The sequence below is a fragment of the Klebsiella sp. MISC125 genome, from assembly GCF_051131775.1.
Classification (GTDB): domain Bacteria; phylum Pseudomonadota; class Gammaproteobacteria; order Enterobacterales; family Enterobacteriaceae; genus Klebsiella.
Window position 1 is genome coordinate 29,768 of the sequence record NZ_CP180448.1, and the last position, 26,257, is coordinate 56,024.

At 54.8% G+C, this 26,257-nt stretch carries 25 protein-coding genes; 16 read left to right on the top strand and 9 right to left on the bottom strand.

All coding sequences use genetic code 11. From position 1 onward, the window contains the following. Positions 1-16 precede the first annotated feature (16 nt). Entirely contained in the window at positions 17-1,354 is a 1,338-nt protein-coding gene (gene dsdX, locus ACMYSL_RS00145) for a D-serine transporter DsdX (RefSeq protein ID WP_110275985.1), read from the bottom strand. A 223-nt stretch (positions 1,355-1,577) separates the two neighbouring features. On the opposite strand from dsdX, the gene dsdC reads away from it, so the two are divergent. Beyond that, positions 1,578-2,507, top strand: coding sequence for a DNA-binding transcriptional regulator DsdC (gene dsdC, locus ACMYSL_RS00150; RefSeq protein ID WP_434661034.1), 930 nt, complete (start codon positions 1,578-1,580; stop codon positions 2,505-2,507). Between the two features lie 113 nt (positions 2,508-2,620). Here the strand turns inward: dsdC and ACMYSL_RS00155 are convergent, their stop codons facing one another. Next, entirely contained in the window at positions 2,621-3,037 is a 417-nt protein-coding gene (locus tag ACMYSL_RS00155; RefSeq protein WP_434661035.1) for a GNAT family N-acetyltransferase, read from the bottom strand. A gap of 453 nt (positions 3,038-3,490) precedes the next feature. On the opposite strand from ACMYSL_RS00155, the gene ACMYSL_RS00160 reads away from it, so the two are divergent. The 9 genes from ACMYSL_RS00160 (at position 3,491) to ACMYSL_RS00200 (ending at position 14,547) form a co-directional block, all read left to right on the top strand. Continuing rightward, positions 3,491-4,618, top strand: a complete 1,128-nt coding sequence (locus ACMYSL_RS00160; protein ID WP_434661036.1) for an efflux RND transporter periplasmic adaptor subunit — start codon at positions 3,491-3,493, stop codon at positions 4,616-4,618. After that, positions 4,618-7,725: a multidrug efflux RND transporter permease subunit EefB gene (eefB, locus tag ACMYSL_RS00165; protein ID WP_434661037.1), complete on the top strand. Its 3,108-nt coding sequence runs from the start codon at positions 4,618-4,620 to the stop codon at positions 7,723-7,725. Before ACMYSL_RS00160 ends, eefB begins: the two co-directional genes overlap by 1 nt. Before the next feature lie 3 nt (positions 7,726-7,728). Beyond that, positions 7,729-9,093 carry an efflux transporter outer membrane subunit gene (locus tag ACMYSL_RS00170; protein ID WP_434661038.1) on the top strand — a complete coding sequence of 455 codons (1,365 nt, stop codon included), beginning with the start codon at positions 7,729-7,731 and terminating at the stop codon, positions 9,091-9,093. A gap of 50 nt (positions 9,094-9,143) precedes the next feature. After that, positions 9,144-10,310, top strand: coding sequence for a multidrug effflux MFS transporter (locus ACMYSL_RS00175; protein WP_434661039.1), 1,167 nt, complete (start codon positions 9,144-9,146; stop codon positions 10,308-10,310). 161 nt (positions 10,311-10,471) lie between these two features. Further along, complete coding sequence (murQ, locus tag ACMYSL_RS00180; protein ID WP_434661040.1) at positions 10,472-11,374, top strand: N-acetylmuramic acid 6-phosphate etherase; 903 nt, start codon at positions 10,472-10,474, stop codon at positions 11,372-11,374. Between the two features lie 24 nt (positions 11,375-11,398). Further along, positions 11,399-12,832 (top strand): PTS N-acetylmuramic acid transporter subunit IIBC, encoded by a 1,434-nt coding sequence (gene murP / locus ACMYSL_RS00185; RefSeq protein WP_434661041.1) that lies wholly within the window; start codon positions 11,399-11,401, stop codon positions 12,830-12,832. A gap of 104 nt (positions 12,833-12,936) precedes the next feature. Next, complete coding sequence (locus ACMYSL_RS00190) at positions 12,937-13,173, top strand: type II toxin-antitoxin system CcdA family antitoxin (RefSeq protein ID WP_139538429.1); 237 nt, start codon at positions 12,937-12,939, stop codon at positions 13,171-13,173. Between the two features lie 2 nt (positions 13,174-13,175). Then, positions 13,176-13,484, top strand: coding sequence for a CcdB family protein (locus tag ACMYSL_RS00195; RefSeq protein WP_139538430.1), 309 nt, complete (start codon positions 13,176-13,178; stop codon positions 13,482-13,484). 160 nt (positions 13,485-13,644) lie between these two features. Then, a complete protein-coding gene (locus tag ACMYSL_RS00200; protein ID WP_181484352.1) occupies positions 13,645-14,547 on the top strand; it encodes a carboxylate/amino acid/amine transporter in 903 nt (300 codons plus the stop codon). A 3-nt stretch (positions 14,548-14,550) separates the two neighbouring features. Here the strand turns inward: ACMYSL_RS00200 and ACMYSL_RS00205 are convergent, their stop codons facing one another. Both ACMYSL_RS00205 and ACMYSL_RS00210 read right to left on the bottom strand, forming a co-directional pair. Then, complete coding sequence (locus ACMYSL_RS00205) at positions 14,551-14,808, bottom strand: hypothetical protein (RefSeq protein WP_434661042.1); 258 nt, start codon at positions 14,806-14,808, stop codon at positions 14,551-14,553. After that, on the bottom strand, positions 14,808-15,770 hold the full coding sequence (locus ACMYSL_RS00210) for an Rpn family recombination-promoting nuclease/putative transposase (RefSeq protein ID WP_434664319.1): 963 nt from the start codon (positions 15,768-15,770) through the stop codon (positions 14,808-14,810). The genes ACMYSL_RS00205 and ACMYSL_RS00210 overlap by 1 nt, the downstream gene beginning before the upstream one ends. A gap of 210 nt (positions 15,771-15,980) precedes the next feature. Here ACMYSL_RS00210 and ACMYSL_RS00215 point away from each other — a divergent pair, with 210 nt between their 5' ends. Next, on the top strand, positions 15,981-16,277 hold the full coding sequence (locus ACMYSL_RS00215) for a YicS family protein (RefSeq protein WP_304254392.1): 297 nt from the start codon (positions 15,981-15,983) through the stop codon (positions 16,275-16,277). Positions 16,278-16,299: 22 nt separating this feature from the next. Here the strand turns inward: ACMYSL_RS00215 and ACMYSL_RS00220 are convergent, their stop codons facing one another. Next, positions 16,300-17,241, bottom strand: a complete 942-nt coding sequence (locus ACMYSL_RS00220; RefSeq protein WP_182240580.1) for a LacI family DNA-binding transcriptional regulator — start codon at positions 17,239-17,241, stop codon at positions 16,300-16,302. A 294-nt stretch (positions 17,242-17,535) separates the two neighbouring features. Between ACMYSL_RS00220 and ACMYSL_RS00225 the strand changes: the two genes are divergently transcribed. The 4 genes from ACMYSL_RS00225 to ACMYSL_RS00240 all read left to right on the top strand — a co-directional run bounded on the left by ACMYSL_RS00225 (position 17,536) and on the right by ACMYSL_RS00240 (position 21,070). Beyond that, entirely contained in the window at positions 17,536-17,850 is a 315-nt protein-coding gene (locus ACMYSL_RS00225; RefSeq protein WP_085045337.1) for a PTS sugar transporter subunit IIB, read from the top strand. Between the two features lie 11 nt (positions 17,851-17,861). Then, entirely contained in the window at positions 17,862-19,184 is a 1,323-nt protein-coding gene (locus tag ACMYSL_RS00230) for a PTS sugar transporter subunit IIC (RefSeq protein ID WP_434661043.1), read from the top strand. 102 nt (positions 19,185-19,286) lie between these two features. Next, entirely contained in the window at positions 19,287-19,589 is a 303-nt protein-coding gene (locus ACMYSL_RS00235; RefSeq protein ID WP_434661044.1) for a PTS lactose/cellobiose transporter subunit IIA, read from the top strand. Between the two features lie 95 nt (positions 19,590-19,684). Then, on the top strand, positions 19,685-21,070 hold the full coding sequence (locus ACMYSL_RS00240; protein WP_434661045.1) for a carbohydrate porin: 1,386 nt from the start codon (positions 19,685-19,687) through the stop codon (positions 21,068-21,070). Between the two features lie 285 nt (positions 21,071-21,355). Here the strand turns inward: ACMYSL_RS00240 and ACMYSL_RS00245 are convergent, their stop codons facing one another. After that, positions 21,356-21,718, bottom strand: a complete 363-nt coding sequence (locus ACMYSL_RS00245; protein ID WP_434661046.1) for a YibL family ribosome-associated protein — start codon at positions 21,716-21,718, stop codon at positions 21,356-21,358. 275 nt (positions 21,719-21,993) lie between these two features. On the opposite strand from ACMYSL_RS00245, the gene ACMYSL_RS00250 reads away from it, so the two are divergent. Beyond that, positions 21,994-22,218 carry a hypothetical protein gene (locus ACMYSL_RS00250; RefSeq protein ID WP_181484357.1) on the top strand — a complete coding sequence of 75 codons (225 nt, stop codon included), beginning with the start codon at positions 21,994-21,996 and terminating at the stop codon, positions 22,216-22,218. Here the strand turns inward: ACMYSL_RS00250 and mtlR are convergent. The 3 genes from mtlR to ACMYSL_RS00265 all read right to left on the bottom strand — a co-directional run bounded on the left by mtlR (position 22,207) and on the right by ACMYSL_RS00265 (position 26,002). Beyond that, complete coding sequence (gene mtlR, locus ACMYSL_RS00255) at positions 22,207-22,806, bottom strand: mannitol operon repressor MtlR (RefSeq protein WP_181484358.1); 600 nt, start codon at positions 22,804-22,806, stop codon at positions 22,207-22,209. The two genes, ACMYSL_RS00250 and mtlR, sit on opposite strands and share 12 nt — an antisense overlap. Beyond that, positions 22,803-23,951, bottom strand: a complete 1,149-nt coding sequence (gene mtlD / locus ACMYSL_RS00260; RefSeq protein WP_182235378.1) for a mannitol-1-phosphate 5-dehydrogenase — start codon at positions 23,949-23,951, stop codon at positions 22,803-22,805. The genes mtlR and mtlD overlap by 4 nt, the downstream gene beginning before the upstream one ends. A gap of 140 nt (positions 23,952-24,091) precedes the next feature. After that, positions 24,092-26,002, bottom strand: coding sequence for a PTS mannitol transporter subunit IICBA (locus ACMYSL_RS00265; protein WP_434661047.1), 1,911 nt, complete (start codon positions 26,000-26,002; stop codon positions 24,092-24,094). Positions 26,003-26,257 lie beyond the last annotated feature (255 nt).

The window sequence follows — 26,257 nt, forward strand, 5'->3', positions numbered from 1 at the left end:
ATTACGTCCTTCGCGCTCAGATGATGAAAGAAAGCAGGAATGTACCGGCCAGTGCAAGTAACGAGGCGATAAAGGTCGCCGTTGTATAGTACTTGAACGTTTCGTTGAGGCTTGCGCCGCAGTACTGTTTAACCAGCCAGAACAGGGAATCCGTTACGATAGTGCAGCCAATCGCGCCTGAGCCGATGGCGATAGCAATGATTTCCGGGCTCACGCCGGGATAGAGCGGCAGCATTGGTGCGACGATAGCTGTTGCGCCCATCATCGCCACAGTGGCGGAACCGACAGCGGCGTGCAGAATCAGTGCCACCAGCCAAGCTAGCAGAATTGGGTGCATGTCGAGGTTTGACAAAATCACCGCCAGCGTATCGGCCAGGCCGCTGGTTTTCAGAATGGCGTTGAAGGCCCCGCCAGCGCCGATAATCAGCAGAATATTGGCAATCGAACCGAAGCAGTTTTCCGTATGCGTCAGCAGGGTGCTCATCCCCATATCCTGGCGAATGCCCAGCACGTAGTACGCCACGAAGACGGCGATAAACATCGCGGTGATTGGGTTACCGATAAACTCCAACAGCATGTACAGCGTGCCGCCTTTGGCCATATTCAGTTCGGCAACGGTTTTTACCAGCATCAGACCGATTGGCAGCAGCACCGTAAATAGTGTGGCGCCGAGCGACGGTAGCGTCTCTTCTTTGCGCACTTCCAGGTTGGAAAACTCAGCCGGAACCGCTTTAAACGGCAGACGGTTGCCGAGCAGACGCAGGAACAAGGGGCCGCCGACCAGAGACGCCAGCAGGCCCACCAGCAGACCATAGACGATCACCGTGCCGATATCCGCGCCCAGCTTGTTGGCAACGAACAGCGCCGCCGGATGCGGAGGCACCACGCAGTGCACTGCCATCAGCGCCGTACACAGCGGGATTGCCAGCTTGAGTAGCGACGTGTTGGTCTTTTTGGCAATGGAAAACGCCAGTGGGATAAGCAGAACGACGCCCACTTCAACGAATAGCGTAATCCCGCAAATCAGGCCCACCAGCACCATAATCACATCCGCCGACAGCCAGCGGCAGCGCTGGAGCGTCAGGCCGATGCGTTCCGCCGCGCCGGAAACCTCCATCATCTTGCCGAGAATGGTCCCCAGCCCAATGACCGCCGCCAGGAAGCCCAGCGTGCCGCCAATCCCGCTCTCAATGGCGTTAACCATATCCAGCGGGCTCATCCCCATCATTGCGCCAACAAAAAAACTCGCCAGCAGCAGCGCCAGGAATGGGTGAAACTTCAGTTTGACGATAGTTACCACAATCAACACGATGCTGATAAGCAACGTGCTCACAACCCAGATCTGAGATTCCATACCCCACCTCGCCTGTGAATAATCTGTGGTTATTGAACAGAAAAACAGCATGCGCTGACAAACGATATAAACGACGCTTCAGATGAATCAGATTGAATCAAAAAGGTGATTTGGCTCTAAAATAGTCTGTTTATTGTGTTATGAATCACTTTTATTCATCTTTAAAGTGCGGTCAGGGCGAAAATTTTCTTACAATCGACGCTGAAAAGCGAAGGAGCAAGAAATGGAAACGCTAAAAGATCTGGGTAACCGGCTGCTTAACGGCTGGCAGCTGTCGAAGCTCTATACCTTTGAAGTCGCTGCCCGGCATGAGTCGTTTGCGCTGGCGGCGGAAGAGCTATCGCTGACCCCGAGCGCGGTCAGTCACCGAATAAACCAGCTTGAAGAGGAGCTGGGGATCCAGCTGTTTGTGCGATCGCATCGCAAGGTGGAACTGACGCATGAAGGCAAGCGGGTGTTCTGGGCGCTGAAATCCTCGCTGGACAGCCTCAATCAGGAGATTCTGGATATAAAAAACCAGGAGCTGTCGGGCACGTTAACCGTCTATTCGCGCCCGTCCATCGCCCAGTGCTGGCTGGTTCCGGCGCTGGGTGATTTTACCCGTCGCTACCCGTCGATCTCGCTCACCGTGCTGACCGGCAACGATAACGTCAATATGCAGCGTGCGGGGATCGACCTGGCGATTTACTTTGATGATGCGCCCTCATCGCAGCTCAGCCATCATTTTCTGATGGATGAGTCCATCGTGCCGGTTTGTACGGCGGATTACGCACGCCAGCATCAGCTTCAGCAGAGTCCCGATAACCTTCGTCACTGTACGCTATTGCATGACCGTCAGGCCTGGAGCAACGATTCCGGTACCGATGAGTGGTTTAGCTGGGCGCAACAATTTGCGATTAATTTGCCGCAATCGTCGGGAATTGGCTTCGATCGTTCCGATTTAGCGGTGATTGCGGCGATGAACCACGTTGGTGTGGCAATGGGGCGTAAACGGCTTGTGCAAAAGCGCCTCGATAGCGGGGAGCTGATCGCGCCGTTCGGCGACATGATGCTGAAATGCCACCAGCACTATTATGTGACGACACTGCCGGGCCGTCAGTGGCCGAAAATCGACGCGTTTATCAATTGGTTGCAGAGTCAGGCGCAATTATGATGACCGGATTGTTTTGCTAGCCCAGGCAGGCGCTGACTGGGCTACGGGTTCACTGCCCCTGCGATCGGGTACCCGGACAGGTGCGCAGCACCGCCTCCGGGAAAAGAGCAGGCTTATAATACCTTCGATAAATAATGGCGCTCCATACCCACATGCGGGAAATCCGGCAGCGACATCTGCATTTGATAACCCAATTTCTGATAAAACGGCAGCGCCTGAAAGCTGAACGTATCCACCAGTACGTGGCTACAACCGTGCTCCCGCGCTTGGTTTTCCGCTTCCTGCATCAGCTCACTGCCCAGCCCGGTGCCGCGCGAAGCCTCGCTGACCCACAGATACTCAATACACAGCCAGCTGCCTTTGCGTTTGGCTATCAATCCTCCGCGCATCGCACCGGCTTCATCGCGTGAATAAACGCCCAGCTCACCAAACTGCGCCGGGTCCAGAAAACGTAAATTGTATTCCCGCAGCCCTGTCAGCAGCTCCTCCTGGTCGGCGGGATTAATGCTATCTGTTATTATCAATGCCATTAATTATCTCCATTTTTTATTTTTCACAGACCATTCACCACTCTACTTTCACAAAATATTCTTATTTTCTCCATTATTTCCTGACTAAATTTCACCCACTAAATGTTGTGTAAAAAACCTTCCCATCATTCGGCATAGACGTATAATGGACAAAAATGAGAATGATCATTCTCAAAATCATAAAGTATGGAGAAACCCATGAGTCATACCCTGTAGCAGGCATAACTGCTCGGGTCAGAGTCTGTAACCGCCGTCTGACACCGTACTCGCCGTTCGGGGGAACTCTCGGAAAAACCGTTTAATTCATAGCGGTAATAACCGAGTCATTTACTGCAAACAGGAATATTTATTTTCCATTTGTTATTTGTGCTTGCCCGGAGATGCATCATCGCCCGGCCCATCACCCCGCCAATAAATTTGCGGGGCGGACGTCGTTCATCCTGAGAAAATATAATGAAATACACCATCACACCCATCGCAGCAGCTGCATTATTTCTCCTTAGTGGATGCGATAACGCGCAAACTTCCGCCCCACAGCAAATGGTCCCGGAAGTCGGCGTCGTCACCCTGCAAGGCCAGCCCGTTCCGGTGGTGAGCAGCCTTACGGGCCGCACTACCGCCTCGCTAAGCGCCGAAGTGCGCCCGCAGGTCGGCGGTATCGTACAAAAACGCCTGTTTACCGAGGGCGACATGGTCAAAGCCGGACAAGCGCTGTACCAAATCGACCCGTCCAGCTATCGGGCAACATTTAATGAAGCTGCCGCGTCGCTGAAACAGGCTCAGGCGCTGGTCACCGCCGACTGCCAAAAAGCCCAGCGCTACGCGGTGCTGGTGAAAGATAACGGTGTCTCCCGCCAGGATGCCGACGACGCGCTGTCGACCTGTAATCAGGACAAAGCCAGCGTTGAGTCGAAAAAGGCGGCGCTGGAGAGCGCGCGCATTAACCTGAACTGGACCACTGTCACCGCGCCGATTGCCGGGCGTATCGGTATCTCCTCCGTGACGCCGGGCGCGCTGGTTTCCGCCGATCAGGATACCGCGCTGGCGACGATCCGCGGCCTGGATACGATGTATGTCGATCTCACCCGATCCAGCGTCGATCTGCTGCACTTACGCAAGCAAAGTCTGGCGAGCAACAGCGATACCCTTAACGTCACGCTGACCCTTGAAGACGGCAGTACCTACAGCGAAAAAGGTCGTCTGGCGCTGACCGAAGTGGCGGTGGATGAATCAACCGGCTCGGTCACGCTGCGCGCGGTCTTCCCTAATCCGCAGCACGTACTGCTGCCGGGAATGTTCGTTCGCGCCCGCGTCGACGAAGGCATTATGGATGATGCAATCCTTGCCCCGCAGCAGGGTATCACCCGCGATGCTAAAGGCGATGCTACCGCGCTGGTGGTCGACGCCAGCAGCAAAGTTGAGCAGCGTAGCGTGGAAACAGGAGACACCTACGGTGACAAATGGCTGATCGTCAACGGCCTGAAGAGCGGCGATAAGCTGATTGTTGAAGGTACCAGCAACGTTGCGCCGGGCCAGCAGGTGAAAGCCGTCGACGTTAAAAACGACGGAGGCAACGCCTGATGTTCTCTCGTTTCTTTGTGCGACGCCCGGTTTTCGCCTGGGTTATCGCCATTCTGATTATGCTTGCCGGGATTCTGGCGATCCGCACTCTGCCGGTTGGCCAGTACCCTGATGTCGCGCCGCCAGCGGTAAAAATCTCCGCCACCTATACCGGGGCTTCTGCGGAAACCCTGGAAAACAGCGTCACCCAGGTTATCGAACAGCAGCTTACCGGCCTGGATAACCTGCTCTACTTTACGTCTACCAGCAGCTCCGACGGCTCGGTCAGCATTACCGTGACCTTCGAGCAGGGCACCGACGCGGATACCGCGCAGGTTCAGGTACAGAATAAAGTGCAGCAGGCGGAATCACGCCTGCCGAGCGAAGTTCAACAATCCGGCGTGACGGTAGAAAAATCGCAGAGCAGCTTCCTGCTGATCCTCTCGGTGTATGACAAAAACAACAAAGCCACCAGCTCCGATATCTCCGACTGGCTGGTGAGCAACATGCAAGACCCACTGGCGCGTATTGAAGGCGTCGGTAGCCTGCAGGTGTTCGGCGCGGAGTACGCCATGCGCATCTGGATGGACCCGACCAAACTAGCCTCTTATTCGCTGATGCCTTCCGATGTGCAATCGGCGATTGAAGCGCAGAACGTGCAGGTTTCCGCCGGTAAAATCGGTGCGCTGCCCGCTTCTAACGCTCAGCAGCTGACCGCCACCGTGCGCGCCCAGTCGCGCCTGCAAACCGCCGCCCAGTTCAAAGAGATTATCGTTAAGAGTAAAACCGACGGCTCGGTGGTACGCCTGAGCGATGTCGCCCGCGTCGAAATGGGCAGCGAAGATTACACCGCCTCCGCCAACCTCAACGGTCACCCGGCCGCCGGGATCGCGGTGATGATGGCCCCCGGCGCCAACGCACTGAACACCGCGACGCTGGTGAAAAGTAAGATTGCCGAATTCCAGCGTCAGATGCCGCAGGGCTACGATATCGCCTACCCGAAAGACAGCACCGAGTTCATCAAAATCTCGGTTGAGGACGTGATTCAGACGCTTTTCGAGGCCATCATCCTCGTGGTCTGCGTCATGTATCTGTTCCTGCAAAACTTCCGCGCCACGCTGATCCCGGCGGTGGCGGTTCCGGTCGTGCTACTGGGCACCTTCGGCGTACTGGCGCTGTTCGGCTACTCCATCAATACTCTGACGCTGTTTGCGATGGTATTGGCGATAGGCTTGCTGGTGGATGATGCCATCGTGGTGGTGGAAAACGTCGAGCGTATTATGCGCGACGAAGGGCTGCCCGCCCGCGAAGCCACTGAAAAATCGATGGGTGAAATCTCCGGCGCACTGATCGCCATTGCGCTGGTGCTCTCGGCGGTATTCCTGCCGATGGCCTTCTTCGGCGGCTCCACCGGGGTTATCTACCGCCAGTTTTCGGTGACCATTATCTCGGCGATGATGCTCTCCGTGGTGGTCGCGCTAACCTTAACCCCGGCGCTGTGCGGCGCGCTGCTGAGCCATTCTAAACCGCATACCAAAGGCTTCTTCGGCGCCTTTAACCGCCTGTGGGGACGCACCGAGCAGGGCTATCAGCATCGTGTTGTCGGCGGCCTGCGCCGCTCGGCGATGATGATGGGCGCTTTTGTCCTGATTTGCGGCGGCATGGCGCTGGCGATGTGGAAACTGCCGGGCAGCTTCCTGCCGACCGAGGATCAGGGCGAAATCATGGTCCAGTACACGCTGCCCGCCGGGGCAACGGCGGTGCGCACCGCCGAGGTTCGCCGCCAGGTCACAGACTGGTTCCTGAGCAAAGAAAAAGCTAATACCGATGTGATTTTTACCGTTGACGGCTTTAGCTTTAGCGGTAGTGGACAGAACGCCGGGATGGCCTTCGTATCGCTGAAAAACTGGTCCGAACGTAAAGGCGAAGCCAATACCGCTCAGGCTATCGCCCTGCGCGCCACCAAAGAGCTCGGCAGCATTCGCGATGCCACCCTGTTTGCCATGACCCCGCCGTCGGTGGATGGTCTGGGGCAGAGCAACGGTTTCACCTTCGAGCTGATGGCCAGCGGCGGCACCGATCGCGATAGCCTGATGAAAATGCGCAGCCAACTGCTGGTGGCGGCCAATCAAAGTTCTGAACTGCAATCGGTGCGCGCCAACGATCTGCCGCAGATGCCGCAGCTGCAGGTGGATATCGATAACAATAAAGCCGTGTCGCTTGGGCTGTCCTTAAGCGATGTCACCGATACCCTCTCCAGCGCCTGGGGCGGTACCTACGTCAACGACTTTATCGATCGCGGTCGCGTGAAAAAGGTTTATATCCAGGGCGAAAGCGATGCCCGTGCTGTGCCGTCCGACCTCGGTAAATGGTTCGTGCGCGGCAGCGACGATAGCATGACGCCATTCTCCGCCTTCGCCACCACCCATTGGCAATATGGCCCGGAAAGCCTGGTACGCTACAACGGCTCCGCCGCCTTTGAAATCCAGGGCGAGAACGCCAGCGGCTTTAGCTCCGGCGCGGCAATGGACAAGATGGAAGCCTTAGCCAATAACCTGCCTGCCGGTACCACCTGGGCATGGAGCGGCATGTCGCTGCAGGAAAAACTGGCTAGCGGCCAGGCGATGAGCCTTTACGCCATCTCAATTCTGGTGGTCTTCCTGTGCCTGGCAGCGCTGTATGAGAGCTGGTCGGTACCATTCTCGGTCATCATGGTTATCCCGCTTGGGCTGCTCGGCGCGGCGCTGGCGGCATGGATGCGCGGTCTGAACAACGACGTTTACTTCCAGGTGGCGCTGCTGACCACCATCGGCCTGTCGTCGAAGAACGCCATTCTGATCGTCGAATTCGCCGAATCGGCGGTGGAAGAGGGGTATTCGCTATCGCGAGCCGCGATGCGCGCCGCGCAGACCCGACTGCGACCCATTGTGATGACTTCGCTGGCGTTTATCGCCGGGGTTCTGCCGCTGGCGATCGCTACCGGAGCCGGGGCTAACAGCCGCGTGGCAATCGGTACCGGGATTATCGGCGGGACCCTGACGGCAACGCTGCTGGCGGTGTTCTTCGTGCCGCTGTTTTTTGTGCTGGTGAAACGCTTCTTCACCCGCCATCGCTCTTCTCAGGAGTAAGTTATGTTTCGTTTTACCTTGGTTTTTGTCGCGCTCCTGACAGCGGGCTGTGTCTCCCTCGACCCGAACTATGAGCGCCCGGCCGCGCCAGTCCCGGCCACTCTGCCGGGCGGTCACGGCGAGGCCACCGCGGTGGTCAGCGACTGGCAGCAGGTGGTGAATGACGCCCGCCTTAAAAAAGTGGTGAGCATCGCGCTGACCAGCAACCGCGACGTGCAGAAAGCGCTGGCCGATATTGAAGCTGCCCGCGCCCAGCTTGGCGAAACGCGCGCCGCGCTGTTTCCGACTCTCGACGCCGAGCTAAGCCATACCCGCAGTAAAACGGTCGCCAGCGGCCTGACGTCGTCATCGGAAGCCGACGGCGCGGTCTCCAGCTTCGAGCTGGATCTGTTTGGTAAGAATCAAAGCCTGACGCGCGCGGCGAGAGAAACCTGGCTTGCCAGCGAATTCACCGCCCAGAATACACGCCTGACGATGATCGCCGACCTGACCACCGCCTGGGTAACGCTTGCGACGGATAACAGCAACCTGGCGCTGGCTCAGGAAACCATGGCCAGCGCGGAGAACTCGCGCAAAATTGTCACTCGCCAGATGGAGGTCGGCACCGCCTCGGCAAGCGACCTGAGCGATGCCGAAAGCGTTTACCAGCAGGCGCGCGCCAGCGTCGCCAGCTACCGCACGCTGGTAGCGCAGGATAAAAATGCCCTCAATCTGCTGGCCGGGGAAACCGTGCCGGATAGCCTGTTGCCCGGCACGCTGGAAAGCCTCGGCGATCGCAGTATCACCCTGGTTCCGGCGGGCGTCTCTTCATCGGTCCTGCTGCGTCGTCCGGATATCCAGGAAGCAGAGCATAATCTGAAAAGCGCTAACGCTGATATTGGTGCGGCACGGGCCAACTTCTTCCCGTCTATCTCGCTGACCGCCAGCGCCGGGGTCGGCAGCGATTCGCTCTCTTCACTGTTCAGTCACGGCATGCAGGTGTGGTCATTCGCGCCATCGATCAGCCTGCCGTTGTTTACCGGCGGCAGTAATCTGGCGCAACTGCGTTATGCTGAAGCGGAGAAAAAGGGGCTCATTGCCACCTATGAGAAGACGATTCAAAGCGCCTTCAAGGATGTCGCCGACGCGCTGGCGCGGCGGGAAACGCTTAGTGAGCAGCTGGATGCGCAGAATAAATATGTCGCGGCGGAGCAGAAATCGTTGAATATTGCGATGAAGAGCTATCAGGCCGGGGTAGGGGATTATCTGTCGGTGCTGACCGCCCAGCGCACGCTGTGGTCGGCGCAGGCTACGCTTATCTCCCTCCAGCAAACGGACCTGGAAAACCGTATCACCCTCTGGCAGTCGCTGGGAGGCGGCGCCAGCTAATGTTTTTTCCGGGCGGCAACGCCCGGCATTCTGACAAGGAGCCTGTTTGTATGTCCCGAATTTCTCTTTCCTGGGTAGTGGTTCTCGGTTTACTCAGCGCCATTGGGCCCCTGTGTACCGACTTCTATCTGCCCGCGCTGCCGGAAATCACCCAACAGCTTAACGCCACCGGTACGCAGACCCAGCTGTCGCTGACCGCAGCGCTGATTGGCCTCGGCCTCGGTCAGCTGTTTTTTGGCCCGCTGAGCGACCGGATTGGCCGTAAAAAGCCGCTGGCGTTCTCGCTGCTACTGTTTATCTTCTCCTCGGCAATGTGTGCGATAACCTACGACATTCACATGCTGATCGCCTGGCGCTTTCTGCAAGGTTTCGCCGGAGCAGGCGGGTCGGTGCTGTCACGTTCCATCGCCCGCGACCGCTATCAGGGCACCCTGCTGACCCAGTTTTTCGCCCTGCTGATGACCGTAAACGGCATCGCGCCGGTGCTTTCGCCGGTGCTCGGCGGCTGGATCATCACCGCTTTTGACTGGCGTATCCTGTTCTGGGCGATGGCGGCGATCGGCGTGGTATTACTGTTGCTCAGCCTGACTGTGCTGCACGAAACGCTGCCGGCAAAAAGCACCGCCTCGGTTACCCAGCCGCAGGACGATACCCCGGTGCTGAAAAACCGCCGCTTTATGCGCTACTGCCTGATTCAGGCCTTTATGATGGCCGGGTTGTTCTCGTATATCGGTTCATCCTCGTTCGTTATTCAGAGTGAATACGCCATGAGTGCGATGCAGTTCAGCCTGTTGTTCGGCCTTAACGGCATTGGGCTGATTATCGCGGCGCTGATCTTTTCCCGCCTGGCGCAGCGATTTAGCGCAGAAGCCCTGCTGCGCGGCGGCCAGCTGCTGGCGGTGACCTTTGCGGCAGTCACTCTGCTGTTTGCCTGGCTACAGCTGCCGACGCTGGCGCTGGTCGGTCTGTTCTTTACCGTCTCGATGATGAGCGGCATCAGCACCGTCGCCGGCGCGGAAGCGATGAATGCGATTAGCGCCCGCCAGTCCGGCACTGCATCGGCGCTGATGGGCACGCTGATGTTTGTGTTCGGCGGTATTGCCGCGCCGCTGTCTGGTTTAGGTGGTGAAACAATGCTGAAAATGAGCCTCGCGATGACCCTTTGCTATCTGGCCGCCCTGCTGATTGGCCTGAAAAAACCGCGCACTATTGAGTAAACTCTCCTGGTGGTAATAAAAAATTCCAATTTTATTACCGCCATATTTCCCGCTACGACTGAAATCTCTTATTATTCATTCAACATCAATCGTGATAGCCTTCACATGAAAGGAATAATTAATTCCTTATACTGCCTGCCACTGTGAATAATGAGGTTCCTATGACTATCGACCTGAGCAAACTGCTGACCGAGCGCCGCAACGCCAATAGCGCCAACATTGATACCCTCTCCACCGAAGAGATGCTGACGGTGATTAACCAGGAAGACCAGCAGGTGGCTCACGCTATCACCCCTTATCTGGCGCAGATTGCCCAGGTGGTGGATAAAGTCGCAGCGGCGCTACAGGCTGGCGGGCGGCTGATTTATATCGGAGCGGGGACCTCCGGTCGTCTGGGGATTCTTGATGCCAGCGAATGTCCGCCGACCTTCGGCACTCGTCCGGAGCAGGTTGTCGGTATTATCGCTGGCGGCCATAAAGCGATTCTGAGCGCCGTGGAGAACGTCGAAGATAACAAAGCGCAAGGCGCGATGGACCTGCAGAACCTTAACTTTAGCAGCCGCGATGTACTGGTCGGCCTGGCCGCCAGCGGGCGCACCCCGTACGTGATTGGCGCGATGGAATATGCCCGCAGCCAGAGCGCTTTTGTCGCTATCGTTAGCTGCAACCCACATGGCGAAATGGCTCAACTGGCGGATGTTGCCATTATGCCGGTGGTCGGCCCGGAAGTTGTCACCGGTTCAAGCCGTCTGAAGGCCGGTACCGCGCAGAAGCTGGTACTGAATATGATTTCCACCGGGGCAATGATCCGCATCGGCAAGGTCTACAGCAATTTGATGGTGGACGTTGAAGCCACCAACGCCAAGCTGATTGAGCGCCAGGTTTCTATCGTCATGGAGGCCACCGAATGTGACCGTGCGACGGCGCAAAGCGCGCTGGATGCCTGCGGTCGCCACTGTAAAACGGCGATTGTGATGGTGCTGGCTGGTTTAAGCGCGACGCAAGCCCAGGCGCTGCTGGCCAAAAACGACGGCTATATCCGCAAGGCGCTGAGCCACTCCTGACCGCTGACCAACAGGTAATCTGCAATGGCAAAAATAAATAAAGAGATGATAGTGCGGATCCTCAATCATGTTGGCGGAGCCGGAAACATAGCGCAAGCGGGAAACTGTATGACCCGACTGCGCCTGGCCCTGCGCGATGAGTCGCGGGCCGATAGCGCCGCCATCCGTCAAATTGAGGGCGTGATGGGTGTTATCGTTAGCGATGAGCAGTTCCAGGTGGTGCTTGGCCCTGGCAAGGCGCAAACCGCAGCGGAAATGATGAATGCGTTACTGGAAGAGGCTCCGGCGGACGCGCCGTCTCTGGCCGATGTGGCAGCAGAGAAAAAGCAAGCGCTGAAGAGTAAGCAAACCAGCGGTGTTCAGAAGTTTCTCGCCAAATTTGCCACCATTTTTACTCCGCTGATCCCCGGCTTTATTGCCGTTGGGTTGCTGCTGGGTTTTGCCACTCTGGCAGAACAGATGTTTGTGCTGGAAAACGCCCATCCGAACGCCACGGTGGTGGCGCTGATTGGCTACATGAAGGTGTTCAGCAAGGGAATGTTTACCTTCCTGAGCATCCTGATCGGCTATAACGCCCAGAAGGCGTTCGGCGGGTCCGGCGTTAACGGCGCGATTATCGCTGCGCTGTTTGTTCTCGGCTATAACCCCGAGGCCACCAGCGGATTCTATTCCGGGATCACTACCTTCTTCGGCCACGGTATCGATCCGCGTGGCAATATTATCGGCGTGCTGATCGCCTCAATTATTGGCGCATGGGTGGAAAGACAAGTGCGCCGGGTGATGCCCGCAAACCTCGATATGATCCTCACCTCAGCCGTAACGCTGCTGATTATGGGCGCGGTAACCTTTATCGTGATTATGCCTATCGGCGGCTGGCTGTTTACCGGAATGTCGTGGTTGTTCCTGCACCTTAACGGCAACCCGTTCGGCTCTGCGGTGCTGGCCGGTTTGTTCCTGCTGGCGGTGATGTTCGGCGTGCATCAGGGCTTTGTGCCGGTCTATTTCGCCCTGGTGGATGCGCAAGGGTTTAACTCGCTGTTCCCGATTCTGGCGATGGCCGGAGCCGGGCAGGTGGGCGCAGCGCTGGCGCTGTTCTGGCGGGCGAAACACGGCTCTTTGCTGCGTACCCAGATTAAAGGGGCGATTATTCCCGGCTTCCTCGGTATTGGCGAACCGCTGATTTACGGTGTGACGCTGCCGCGCATGAAGCCGTTTATCACTGCCTGCCTCGGCGGCGCCTGCGGCGGTTTCTTCCTCGGCCTGATTGCATGGCTGGGTCTGCCGGTTGGCCTCAATACCGTGTTCGGTCCTTCCGGTCTGGTGGCGCTGCCGCTGATGACCTCCGGCAGCGGAATTTACGCCGGAATGGCGGTATATGCTGCCGGGTTGGCGGTCTCTTATCTTTGTGGATTTGCCCTGACCTGGCTGTTCGGCAGTAAAAACGTTGATTTGAGCTAAGACGCACGTCTGATGTATAAAGCTTGAACATTTTTTAACCCGCCGAATGGCGGGTTAATTTATTTACGTGTAATCTACACGTGTATACTACACAGGAGATTCCTATGCCAACCGCAAAACGCAATAAACAGAACGTCAGCGTGACGCTGGACCCTGTCCTGGTCAAACAGGCCCGTGAGGTCGGCATTAATCTTTCTCTAACGTTGACTAACGCCCTAAAAAGCGAAATTCACAGCCTTGAATTAGCCCGCTGGCAAAAAGAAAATGCCCAGGCAATCGACTACCTCAATGATTTAACAGAGGAAAACGGACTTCTTTCTGACGAATACAGGACGTTCTGAATATGCAGTATTACGTTTATAAAAATACAGGTCGAATTGCTGCGTATCCTTACCTCCTTGATGTACAAAGTGACATTATCGGTAAGCGTAATACTCGGGTCGTGATCCCACTGTTTCCACTGATAAATTATAAAGGTCCACGTGCCGATCGTTTAACACCGGTTGTCACCGTAGAAGGGGAAGAGTACGTCGTGATGACCCACGAACTCGCCAGTATCCCGCATCGTGTTCTGGGTGAAGAAGTCTGTAATCTGAATCACCAGCGTGAGGTCGTTAAAGCATCAATGGATTTTCTTTTCGACGGGATCTAACTCGCTTCAAGATTACGCGGCGCATAGCCAAACCTTGGGTTCTTTCGCCGCGATGGCAGCGAACCAGCATACCAAATACTCCAACTACCATTTCCTGCCCCGCCGCCCGGACGCGCTCATGTTATGATGCCGCTTTTGCGATATTTCACTTGAGGGAAAGATGGGCTCCAGCAAAAAAGGGATGCTGAACGTACTAATAGCCGCCGTGCTGTGGGGCAGTTCCGGCGTCTGTGCGCAATATATTATGCAGCAAAGTCAGATGTCATCGCCGTTTCTGACCATGACGCGCCTGCTGTTCGCGGGTCTGATTCTTCTGATGCTCTCGTTCGTTCATGGCGACAAAATATTTCGCGTTCTGCAAAACCGCAAAGATGCGATTAGCCTGCTGATCTTCTCGCTGTTCGGCGCGCTCACCGTGCAGTACACCTTCCTGATGACTATCGAGAAATCCAACGCCGCCACCGCGACGGTACTGCAGTTCCTGTCGCCGACGATTATCGTCGCCTGGTTTGCTATCGCCCGAAAAACACGCCCCAGTCCGCTGGTGCTGGCGGCTATCGGTACCTCGCTGGCGGGTACTTTCCTGCTGGTCACCCATGGCAACCCGACAACGCTGTCGATTTCCCCCGCCGCGTTATTCTGGGGTATTGCCTCGGCGTTTGCTGCTGCCTTCTACACCACTTATCCTTCAACGCTGATTGCCCGCTACGGCACGCTGCCGATCGTCGGCTGGAGCATGCTGCTCGGCGGCGCGATGTTATTGCCGTTCTACGCCGGTCAGGACAACCATTTTGTGGTTAACGGCAGCCTGCTGCTGGCATTTTTCTATCTGGTGGTTATCGGTACGTCGCTGACCTTCAGCCTCTACCTGAACGGCGCGCAGAAGATTGGCGGCGCAAAGGCGGGTATTCTCAGCTGCGCAGAGCCGCTGAGCAGCGCCTTGCTCTCTTTGCTGCTGCTCGGCATTACGTTTACCCTCCCGGACTGGCTGGGCACGCTGTTGATTCTCTCGTCGGTGGTGCTGATCGCCATGGATTCGCGGCGTAGGGTTAAAACGGCCTGACGATTATCTGGCTGAGGATGCTGTGGCCTGAGTTTGCAGCATCTTCATATCGTCATCTGATAGCTGGCAAACAGCCCTTACCAGCTCGCGCTCAAACCCCTGTTCCAGAAATAAATGGGCAATACGCAACGCTTCTTCTCGTTTACCTTCCTGAAATCCTTCATAAAAATTCAGGTAAAATTCCAATAGATATCCCAGCAAATACTCTTGTTGTAACTCCTGTGGTATCTCTTCCAGCCGTAGCCTCTCTACAATCGTCATTAATTTTCCCCCATCTTGAGTGATGTATCCTGGAATGCATTCAGATCGTCATCCGAAAGCCCGATAGTCATCCGTACCAGCTCGCGCTCAAACCCCTGCTCCAGAAATAAACAGGCAATACGTAACGCTTCTTCTTGTCTACCCTCTTGTTTACCTTCTAACTTGCCCTCCAACTTGCCCTCCAACTTGCCCTCTTGTCTCCCTTCCTGCCGTAGTCTTTCCGCAATGGTCATCAGTGTCTCCTTATGTTGAGGAACGCGCCGTGCTGCCTCGTGAAGAAACTCATCAAAACGAGGCGCATCTCCACACTGCAGCATGTAATTAAACAGCGCTTTCATCTGGCTGTCATTAGCGCAACCTTTAACCAACAGCTCCGCTAACTTTTCCACCAGGCCAAGTAAATCACGCTGGCGGATATGCTTTTGGATCAGTTCCAGCAGCGCTACGCGGCGGTGCTGCATGATTTCGTCATCCGGCACCACGGTGATATCCACCAGCGGGAAAGCGGCGGCATAGAGCTGACGCGCGGTAATTGCATCGGCAAACTCATCCAGCCAGCACAGCGAGAAGGGGTAAGGACTTTTAGCGCCGTGATAGAACAGCATCGGCACCACCAGCGGCAGCGTTTTGTGCCCGGCGTCCAGATGGCGCTGCATGGCGGCTAACGCATAGCGCATCAGCCTGAACGCCATATGGGCATCCGGTGTACTCTGATGTTCAATCACTACGTAGATATAGCCATCGCCATCGCTGGTTTTCAGCGACCACAGCACATCGGAATAGCTGGCACGTAAATCGGCTTCAATAAAGCTACCGGACTCCAGCCTGAGCGTTTGCAGATCGCACAACTGGCGCAGCGAAGCGGGCAGGTGGATCTCGATAAAGTCCCTGGCGCAATCGGGATGAGATAAAAATTGTTTAAAAACCGCATCATGCGGTGTTGAGGTCGTCCCTTTTTTCATCATGGTTCGCCATCCTGGAAGCGTAATGCCGGGAATGTACCCGCTCGAATGACGGCGGGCACCCGGGATTTATCCGCTTTGCTTGCCGCTACGGAAGATAAATTTCGCCCGTTGAAACGGCTTCATTTTTGCGGAAAGCCGCACGCAAAATGGCTCACTCAGGAATGCGTCTATAGTTAGAGGAACGCTTTAATAAAAATAAGGATATCCATGATGAAAAGAATAAGTATTGCGCTGTCGTTGGCTATCTGCCTGGCGCTACCTGCCGTGGCAACAGCCGCACCGCTCTCCGGACTGAAGTTTGAGCAACAAAAGCAGCAGATAGTGAAGGATGTGAGGAAAAACTGCCCTGCTAGTAGTGGTCTGGACGATACAACGTTTGCCAATCGCGTACTGGAATCACCAGAGAATAAGACTGCAGTACAAAGCGCAGCGCTGGCGCTGGACAAAAACAATAGCGCCGCCTATCAGAAAGCGATCGGCGGCATTCAGTGCCCGACGCAGTAGCGCCCGCGGCGAAGCGTTGTAATTAGCGGTTTGGAATAATCAAATCCCCGCGCAGCGGGCTGCTGCCGAGCATTTGCGTTTTTTCGGTCAGCCAGCTGACGATTCGACTCGCCATTGCGTCCATTGAATATTCAATCGCCGGAATGGTCGGAATACCGGGTAGCTGTAACGAGCCCGCAAGGCTAAACACCATCACTTTTTCCGGCACTGCGCGATTGAATGCCTGAAGCTGCGGGACCACCAGCTGCGCCTGCTGCTCGTTTGCCACCAGCAATGCGTTGAAATTCAGCGTGGTTGCGTTGTTTACCAACTCTTGCACCGCCACGGAAGGCGAATGGCTGTCGAGAAAGATCAGGTTGCGATTAAACGGCAGGAAACTCTTTTCCAGAGCATGTTTGTATCCGAGCAGTACCTGATCGGCAAAGCCGCTGCCCTGCGGGTGGATCAGCGCAATCTGTCGCCGCCCCTGACTTATCAAATAGTTACAGGCTGTTTCCGCCGCAAAGGCATGGTCAAAATGAATGCTGTTCACACCTTCGCTTTCCAAGCAGTCAATCAGCACCACGTCAGGCCGGTCGATATTTAGTGGAAACCGTGCGCCAATAATCAATACATCATCGCAAAGGCCGCAGGTCAGCTCTTCCAGTGAATGCATCACCCTGCCACGGGAATTTGCGAAACGCAGTAGTAGATGTTTCTGGTGCTGGCTGAGCTGTTTTTCCAGGGCATAGAGGTAGCTGGTGGTTTGATTAATATTGTCCTGAGCGCAAATTACGCCAATGCAGCCGGTGGTTTGACTAAGCAAAGATTGCGCAATCATATTTGGCCGATAGTTAAGTTCTTCCGCCGCTTGTAACACCGCCTGTCGGCTGGCTTCCTTCACCCCGCGCGAACCACTCAACACCCGAGAGACTGTGGCTTTCGATACCCCAGCTAAGCGTGATACATCATTGATTGTAGACATCATTTTCCCCTGACAGGGCCAGTCCGATCCCTGTAAATCCCTGGACCTGAATCGCTTCAATAATAACCAGCAGCAGTATATCCGTTTCCGTTTTTATTTGGAAACCGATTCTCCGTTTCATGGGAAAACGTAGCAAAAACCACAGGAATATGTGAGCCAAATCTAATTAATCAGCCCTATAGCTGACAGATCTTGACGGTTATCACAGTTCTGTTTTTTATAAATGGAAACCGGTTTCCGTCTGATATCAAATCATCCACGCAATAACTTTTTACATTTTGAGGATGGTCGTCGATGTACAAGATTATGCTGTGCTGCTCTGCCGGGATGTCCACCAGTATGCTGGTCAGAAAGATGGTCGATGTCGCAAAGGAACGTAACCTGCCGGTGCAGATTGATGCTTATGGTGTTTCCGAATTTGACATGCAGTTTCCACAGTACCAGGTGGTGCTTCTTGGCCCCCAGGTGAAATACATGCTGAAAACTTTATCTGAGAAAGCCGCTTCCCTGAATATTCCTGTCCAGCCAATCAATACCATGGACTACGGGATGCAGCGGGGAGATAACGTCCTGGATTATGCTCTGTCGCTGATAGAAGCGGCGCATTAAGAGGTGTGCAAATGAGTTCTCTGTATCAGTCCATGATTGCCGTGATCGAGCAATCAATTACACCGCTGGCAGGACGCCTTGGGCAGCAGAAATACGTTATCGCCATTCGCGATGGCTTCACTGCCGCATTGCCGTTTATGATCATCGGCTCTTTCATGCTGGTATTTATCTTCCCTCCTTTTTCGCCGGATACCACCAACGGTTTCGCCCGCGGCTGGCTGGATTTCTCCCAACAGTATCGTGAACAGCTGATGCTGCCGTTTAACCTCAGCATGGGCGTGATGACGTTCTTTATCTCTGTAGGTATTGGCGCCAGCCTGGGACGCCAGTTCCAGCTCGACCCGGTGATGTCCGGTCTGCTGGCGTTTATGGCCTTTTTACTGGTTGCCGCGCCGTATGCGGATGGCAAAATCTCCACTCAGTATCTCTCTGGTCAGGGTATCTTCACTGCCTTGATCACCGCGATTTATTCCACCCGCGTTTACGCCTGGCTGAAGCAGAACAACATCACCATTCGTCTGCCGAAAGAGGTGCCGACCGGCGTTGCGCGCTCGTTTGAAATCCTTATCCCGGTGCTGGTGGTGATAGCGACGCTGCATCCGCTGAACCTGTTTATTGAAGCGCAGACCGGGATGATCCTGCCGCAGGCGATTATGCACCTTCTGGAGCCGCTGGTTTCCGCCTCTGACTCACTGCCGGCGATTCTGCTTTCCGTCCTGATGTGCCAGATTTTCTGGTTTGCCGGGATCCACGGTTCGCTGATTGTCACCGGAATTATGAACCCGTTCTGGATGGCCAACCTGTCGGCAAACCAGGCGGCGCTGGCGGCTGGCGCAGCTCTGCCCCACGTCTATCTGCAAGGTTTCTGGGACCACTACCTGCTAATCGGCGGTGTCGGTTCCACGCTCCCGCTGGCGTTCCTGCTGCTGCGTAGCCGCGTGGCGCACCTGCGTACCATTGGCAAAATGGGCATCGTACCCAGCTTCTTTAATATCAACGAGCCGATTCTGTTCGGTGCGCCAATTATTATGAACCCGATGATGTTTATCCCGTTTGTCTTCGTGCCGATGATCAACGCCGTGCTGGCTTACGGCGCGACGCGTCTCGGCTGGCTGAGCCAGGTCGTTTCCCTGACCCCATGGACAACGCCAGCTCCCATTGGCGCATCGTGGGCTGCCAACTGGACCTTAAGCCCGGTGGTCATGTGCGTGATTTGTATGGTGATGTCGGCGGTTATCTATCTGCCATTCCTGCGCGCTTATGAACGCTCCTTAATGAAAACTGAAGTCGAAAAAGCAAAAAACGCGGCACCGGTTGCTGAAACCGTCAGCTAATAATTAAACGAATATATTTTTAAGATGACAGCGTAAATAATGCAGAAAAAGGACTTTCGCCACATTATTTAAATAATAAAGTTAATGATCTCAGGACATAACATGATTGAATTAGAAGATGCGGTAATGGAAATTATCGTCAACGCGGGACAGTCACGCTCATTATGTTTTGAAGCGCTTCATTGTGCCCGTAGCGGTAATATAGATGAAGCGCGGTTGCTCCTTAATGAGGCCGATGGCTATGCCCGCCGGGCGCACCAGATGCAAACCCAGCTTATCGAGCAGGACGCGGGAGAAGGGCGTCAGCCGATGACGCTGATTATGGTGCACGCCCAGGACCATCTGATGAATTCTCTGCTGGCTCGCGAATTTTCAGAAGAGTTAATTTATCTGTATCAACGTTAATATATAACCCAACAGTACCCTAAATAAGTATCACCAGCTTATCCTGGCGGGATAGCTATTATCTGAATATATGAATTATTAAAAGCGAGATAATTATGAAAACTGTAAAAATGCTGCCATTAGCTATGGCGGTCGTCGCCGCGCTGTGCCCAATTTCCGTATTAGCACAAGATTTTACTCAGGAACAAATTGACGCCATTGTGGCTAAAGCCGTCGATAAAGCGCTGGCCGACCGTCAGGCTAAGATGGACGCCGCCGCCGCGAAAAAGGTGGATCTGGAGACCAACCCGCAAACCGCCGCACAATCGCCGGATATGGCGGTTCCGTTTGGGCTGAAGTTTAGCGGTTACGCCCGTTACGGCGCGCAATTCCAGACCGGCGATCAGAAATTTGTTGGCGTGGATGGCTCCTATAACGGCGCGTCGGCAATCGGTCGTCTGGGTAACGAAGGCAACGGCGGCGAATTCCAGATAACTAAAGCCTTTAAGAGCAGCAAAGGCGCTATCTGGGATATCAACGTGATGTTCGACCACTGGAGCGATGAAGTTAACCTGAAAAAAGCCTACGTCGGCGTCACCAACGTGCTGGAGTCCAATCCTAACGCTTATATCTGGGCGGGTCGTGATTTCCACCAGCGTCCGCAACAGGGGATCAACGACTACTTCTGGATGAACCACGATGGTCAGGGCGCAGGGGTGAAAAACTTCGATATCGGTGGCGTACAGTTTGACGTGGCGGCGGTCTCGCAGGTGGAGTCCTGTAGCCCGGAAGTGATGGCCGATGAGGCTAACCCATCGCGTATCACCTGTACCGGTGGCTCCGGCACTGGCGATGATGGTCACTATGCGCTGACCACCAAAACTCACAATATCAAAGCGGGCCCGATCGACGTTGAGGTCTACGCCAACTACGGCTTTGATTCAAAAGCGGTGGATAACGACGAGCAGCTCGATGCCTGGCAGGGCGGCCTGCTGTTAAGCCACACCAACAGCGATGACAGCGGCGTGAATAAGGTTATCCTGCGCTACTCCGATAACTCGGATAACAGCGTTTACAACAAAACGGACGGGTTGACCGCTATCTATGCCAGCTTCGAAGGCAACTATAAGTTTACCCAGCAGGCGCAGATCGAATATCTGCTGGCCTTCCACGACTATGACAACAGCAAGGACGACACCGACAACCGTAAAAACTACGGCGCGATTGTCCGTCCAATGTACTTCTGGAACGATGTGCATTCGACCTGGCTGGAAGCAGGCTACCAGCGCGTTGATTACGATCAGGGCGGAGACAACCATGGCTGGAAGCTGACGCTGTCGCAGAACATTGCGATCGGTATGGGGCCAGAGTTCCGCCCAATGCTACGTTTCTACGTGACCGGCGGTCAGGTGGATAATAAGCGCACTGCGAAGGTCAACGGCACCAAAGACGATCAGCTGGATTCGCTGAACGTTGGCGGCATGTTTGAAGCGTGGTTCTAAGCGAGTGAAGCAGTCCCGGGTCATGGCATGAATGCCTGACCCGGCGACTTATTCCCGGAGGCGATGCTACGCATCTGTCCGGGCTACCAAACCGCTGACGGCTGTGAACTTGTAGCCCGGTCAGCGCAGCGCCACCGGGAAGCATGGCGCAGAGGATTTCAATACGAAGGCCGATCCCGGAGGCGGCGCTTGACGCGCCTGTCCGGGCTACCAAACCAGCAGACTGCTCGATCCCGTAGCCCGATCAAACAGCAGTGCTACCGGGGGATTTTCGCAGCGAAAAGATCAGAACGCGGTTTTTGAGAAGCCGGTCATCTCTTTGAGGCCCATTTCGCGACCCAGAGCGGTCATCGGATGGACAAGAACCAGCCCGCGCACGCTTTTTTTGAGTTTGCCAATATCGGCCTGCTCTTTTTTGGTGATGGCGCGACGGTGCGGCAGGCTCATCAGTTTCTGCGCTTCTTTGCTCAGTTTTTGACCCTGAACTTCGCGCAGGCGAACAAGCTCCGCCTCAATGGTGGTTTTTTCTTTTTCCAGCTCGGCGTACTTGTCTGCGGCTTCAACCAGCGACAGGTCGGCCTGCTGGTGACGGATGGCGTCGAGACGGTCGCTCAGACGCTTAATTTCATTTTTTTCGACTTCTTTCATGGTGGTTTAATCTATTAAGAAATGGGCGTTATCAGACTATAGTATGTGCTGTCGCTTCCGTTGTGGGTAGCTATTTATCAAAACGTCACGACTTTTCCCGCAATAACAATCGGCGTGAGTAATTATAATAATTTGAATATTATACGGATTTCCCACCAGAGTGGGTGAATGTTCATTTCTGTGAAGCCTGTCAGCCATTAAGCACGTTTTCCTCATCTAAATCCCTTCTTTTGGCTAATTCTTAACAAGATGATCCCCGAGCAGAGGAGAGCGTGATGGCGAAAATCGGCGACGGTGTACCGCGTATTATTGATAAGGCCGTAGATTTTATGGCTTCAAGCCAGGCTTTTATGGAATATCTAAAAAAGTCCCCGCGTTTGCAGCATATACCGCAAGACATTCCGGCGGACAAAGAGGAGCTGTTTCTGCGTCGTCTGGAGTATTATCGGCAGCTTTATCAGCCGACGTGTGACCAGCAAGAGACCGAATCAGAGCGTTGATTTTTGAAAGGCTTTTTTTAAGCTGATTTTAGAAATCAGCTCGGTCAGAGACAGCATCATTGTTGAACGTACAACCTGCTGGTAGCGCAGTTTCTGCATTGCCAGCAGTTCCGCATCGCTATCGTCGAATAGCGGCATCGGCGGCAGCGCAGCGACGCAGTGCAGCTCGCCAAACGGCCCGAGAATCTCATCGTCGGTAAAGCTGTACTCATTACCATCGTGGTTCAACTCTTCGCGCAGGGCCATTAGCAGCTCGGCGTCTTCGTATTCGGCGCGACTGATCACCCCGAGGCCATAAATCAGCTTCAGGCGTACAGAAAGGTCACCCAGCGGCCCCTCGCCGTCTAGCAAGGGCTCCACTGCGTATTTCACCGCATAGTCGTCTTTACGGAACACCTGAAGCACCAGGATATTGACCGCTTCCGTCAGCAGTTCAACGGTAGCGATCAGGAAGCTTCTTACGGTTTTGCCAGCATTCAGACGCTCAAGCACACGGTTTTCAAATGCCTGTGTTTCTTCCATTATTGCCTGCATATCTGACAGGAGTAGTAATGGGCGCGGTTCGGACCGCGCCAGATCTTGCCTCATTTGGTGGCGTTATAGTCGTTAACAGCTTCCGCCACCACATCGCTTGCCGCGTCCAGACCTGAAATCTGCGCCAGCGCGGCCTGAGGGCCTTTTTCTGCAATCAGCGTCGCCAGCTCTTGCGCCTGCGGATCTTCTTCGCTGCGGAAATGCATCGCCGCAGCGATCCCTTTCACCAGGTTCAGATGCGGCAGGCCGTATTCCAGCGTACCAAGTAGCGGCTTAATTAAACGATCGCCCGCACTCAGTTTGCGCAGCGGCTGACGGCCAACGCGCTCAACGTCATCTTTCAAATACGGGTTCTCGAAACGACCAATAATCTTCTGGATATAGGCTGCGTGTTTCTGTGCATCAAAGGCATAACGCTTGATCAGCACCGCGCCGCTCTCTTCCATGGCCCCTTTAACTACCGCGCGGATTTTCTCATCGAGAATCGCATCGCGAATCGTCTGGTGACCCGCCAGTTTTCCGAGGTAGGCGGTTATAGCATGTCCGGTGTTTAAGGTGAATAGCTTACGCTCGACAAATGCCATCAGGTTATCGGTTAATTCCATTCCTGGGATATTCGGCAGCTCGCCTTTAAACTGGGTCTTGTCAACAATCCACTCGCTAAAGGTTTCTACGGTCACTTCCAGCGGATCGTGGGTAGCAGATGCAGAAGGTGGAACGATGCGGTCAACGGCGGAATCTACGAAGCCGACGTTGGCTTCAACCCAGGCTTTATCTTCTTCAGCCAGAGCGTTAAAAACGTGGCCTTTGAGCTGAGTCGTGCCGCGGACCATGTTTTCGCAGGCGATAATATTCAGCGGGGCTGTAATGCCCTGCGCTTTGCGTTTAGCCAGACCTTTAGCAATGGCCGGAGCAATGCGTTCCAGCACAACCGGACCGACGGCAGTAGTGACCAGGTCAACGCTGGCAATCAGCTCAACGACTTCATCACCGATGCTGCTGACGGCATCGACGCCGGAAACGGTATCAACCTGCTCATTTTCGCCGACCACGTGAACCTGATAGCTATGACGGGCATTCAGGGCATCAAGCACAACCTGATTTACATCCGCAAACGTCAGCTTTATCCCCGCGTCTGCCAGCAGTTTGCCGATAAAGCCACGTCCGATATTACCTGCGCCAAAATGTAATGCTTTCATAGTATTAACCTTCAATTAATGTTTTTACCTGAGAGGGCTGGGGTGAGGCTTTTCCCTCACCCTAACCCTCTCCCCATGCATGAGGAGAGAGTGGGCGTTTCCCGGAGGCGGCGCTTGACGCGCCTTGTCCGGGCTACAGGTTACGCTTTCAGCAGCGTCAGAACTTCTTCAACGCTGGTGGTTTTGGTCAGACGCTCAATCACTGACTCATCGTCCAGCGCGTTGGTCAGGCTGGTAATCACCTGAATGTGCTCGTTATTGCGAGCAGCGATACCGATGACCAGACGAGCGACCTCATCCTCTTCTTCACCAAAGCGCACGCCTTCCGGATACTGACAGAACACGATGCCGGTTTTCAGTACGCGATCTTTAGCTTCGATGGTGCCGTGCGGTACCGCGATGGACTCACCCAGGTAGGTCGAAGTCAGTTTTTCGCGGTCCAGCATCGCCTGGACATATTCCGGCTCAACGTAGCCGCCTTTCACCAATTGCTCACCGGCAAACACAATCGCTTCTTCCTTGGTGGCCGCTTTACGACCGAGGAAGATATTCTCTGCACCGAGTTTGAACAGGTTAGTATCAGCCGCATCAAAGCTGTCTTTTAGACTGTCCCGGACTTTCTCTTCGTTATCAGTATGGCGCTGCGCCGCAACCAGACGTTCGGTCAGGCTGGAGTACAGACCGCTGTCGAGGAAGTTGGTCAGAGAAATATGCTGCGCCTGCGGTACCTGACGCATCGCACGCTCGGTCAGGTCGCGGTGGGTGATGACCAGGTCAACATCCGGCGGCAGGTTGTTAATCGCACAGTTAGTGACGGAGATGTTGCTCAGACCGGCATCCTGTACTTTCTTACGCAGCACGCCTGCACCCATAGCACTGGAACCCATACCGGCGTCGCAAGCCACGATGATTTTACGCACGTGGCTCAGGTCGTTAGCGACATCGCCGGCGGCCAGCGGAGTGGCTGCGCCTTTGGACTGCGCTTTCATATCCTGCATGCGACGGGTCGCTGCATCGATATCGTCTTCTTCTTTAACCTTGCTGGTTTTCAGCAGAACGGCTGAAACTACGAAGGAAACGGCCATCGCAGCCACAATCGCGGCGATGTTAGCGAAGTAGGCACCTTTTGGCGTCATCGCCAGCACGGCCAGGATAGAACCCGGAGAGGCCGGAGAAACCAGACCGCCGTTAAGGATAGTCAGGGTGAATACGCCGGTCATACCGCCGAGGATAACGGCCAGAATCAGGCGCGGGTTCATCAGCACGTACGGGAAGTAGATTTCGTGAATACCGCCGAGGAAGTGGATGATTGCCGCACCGCCCGCAGACTGTTTAGCGCTACCGCGACCAAAGAACATGTATGCCAGCAGAACGCCCATACCCGGACCCGGGTTAGCTTCAATCAGGAAGAAGATCGATTTGCCAAGGTCATGTGACTGCTGAATACCCAGCGGCGAGAAGATACCGTGGTTGATAGCGTTGTTGAGGAACAGGATTTTCGCTGGTTCAACAAAGATGGACGCCAGCGGCAGCATGTCGTGGACAACCATGAAGTTAACGCCTGCCGCCAGAATTTTGGACAGGACTTCAACTGCAGGACCAATGCCGAGGAACGCCAGGATGGCGAGGATCATCCCGATGATGCCGGCAGAGAAGTTGTTCACCAGCATTTCGAAGCCGGATTTGATTTTGCCATCAACCCAGACGTCAAAACGTTTAATCGCCCAGCCGCCTAGCGGACCGGCAATCATTGCACCGAGGAACATCGGCATATCTGCGCCAACGATCACGCCCATGGTGGTAATTGCGCCGACCACGCCGCCGCGCTCGCCGCCAATCAGCTTACCGCCGGTATAACCGATCAGCAGCGGCAGCAGATAGGTGATCATCGGACCAACCAGCTTCGCCAGCGTTTCGTTCGGTAACCATCCTGTCGGAATGAATAATGCGGTGATAATACCCCACGCGATAAACGCGCCGATATTTGGCATCACCATGTTGCTGAGGAAACGACCAAAGCTTTGCACTTTGATCTTGATATCGGATGACATAAAACACCCCTTCTTCTGTTTTTGCTATCGGCAGGCTGAAAGCCCGAGGCTCGTTGTTAATGTGGCGGCAGAGGTAGCCGGACCCTGTTTGATAGTGCGAAATCTGGCACTGAATCGTTAAGCTGTCCAGTCGATGGACTTTTGTGTGATTCAGATCACATGAATATAGGTGACTGGTAGGTGTATGTAGTGATCGTTGTCACAAAATGTATGTGTAAAAAAACAACAGCTGGGCATTTTCGAGGCAATTAAGGG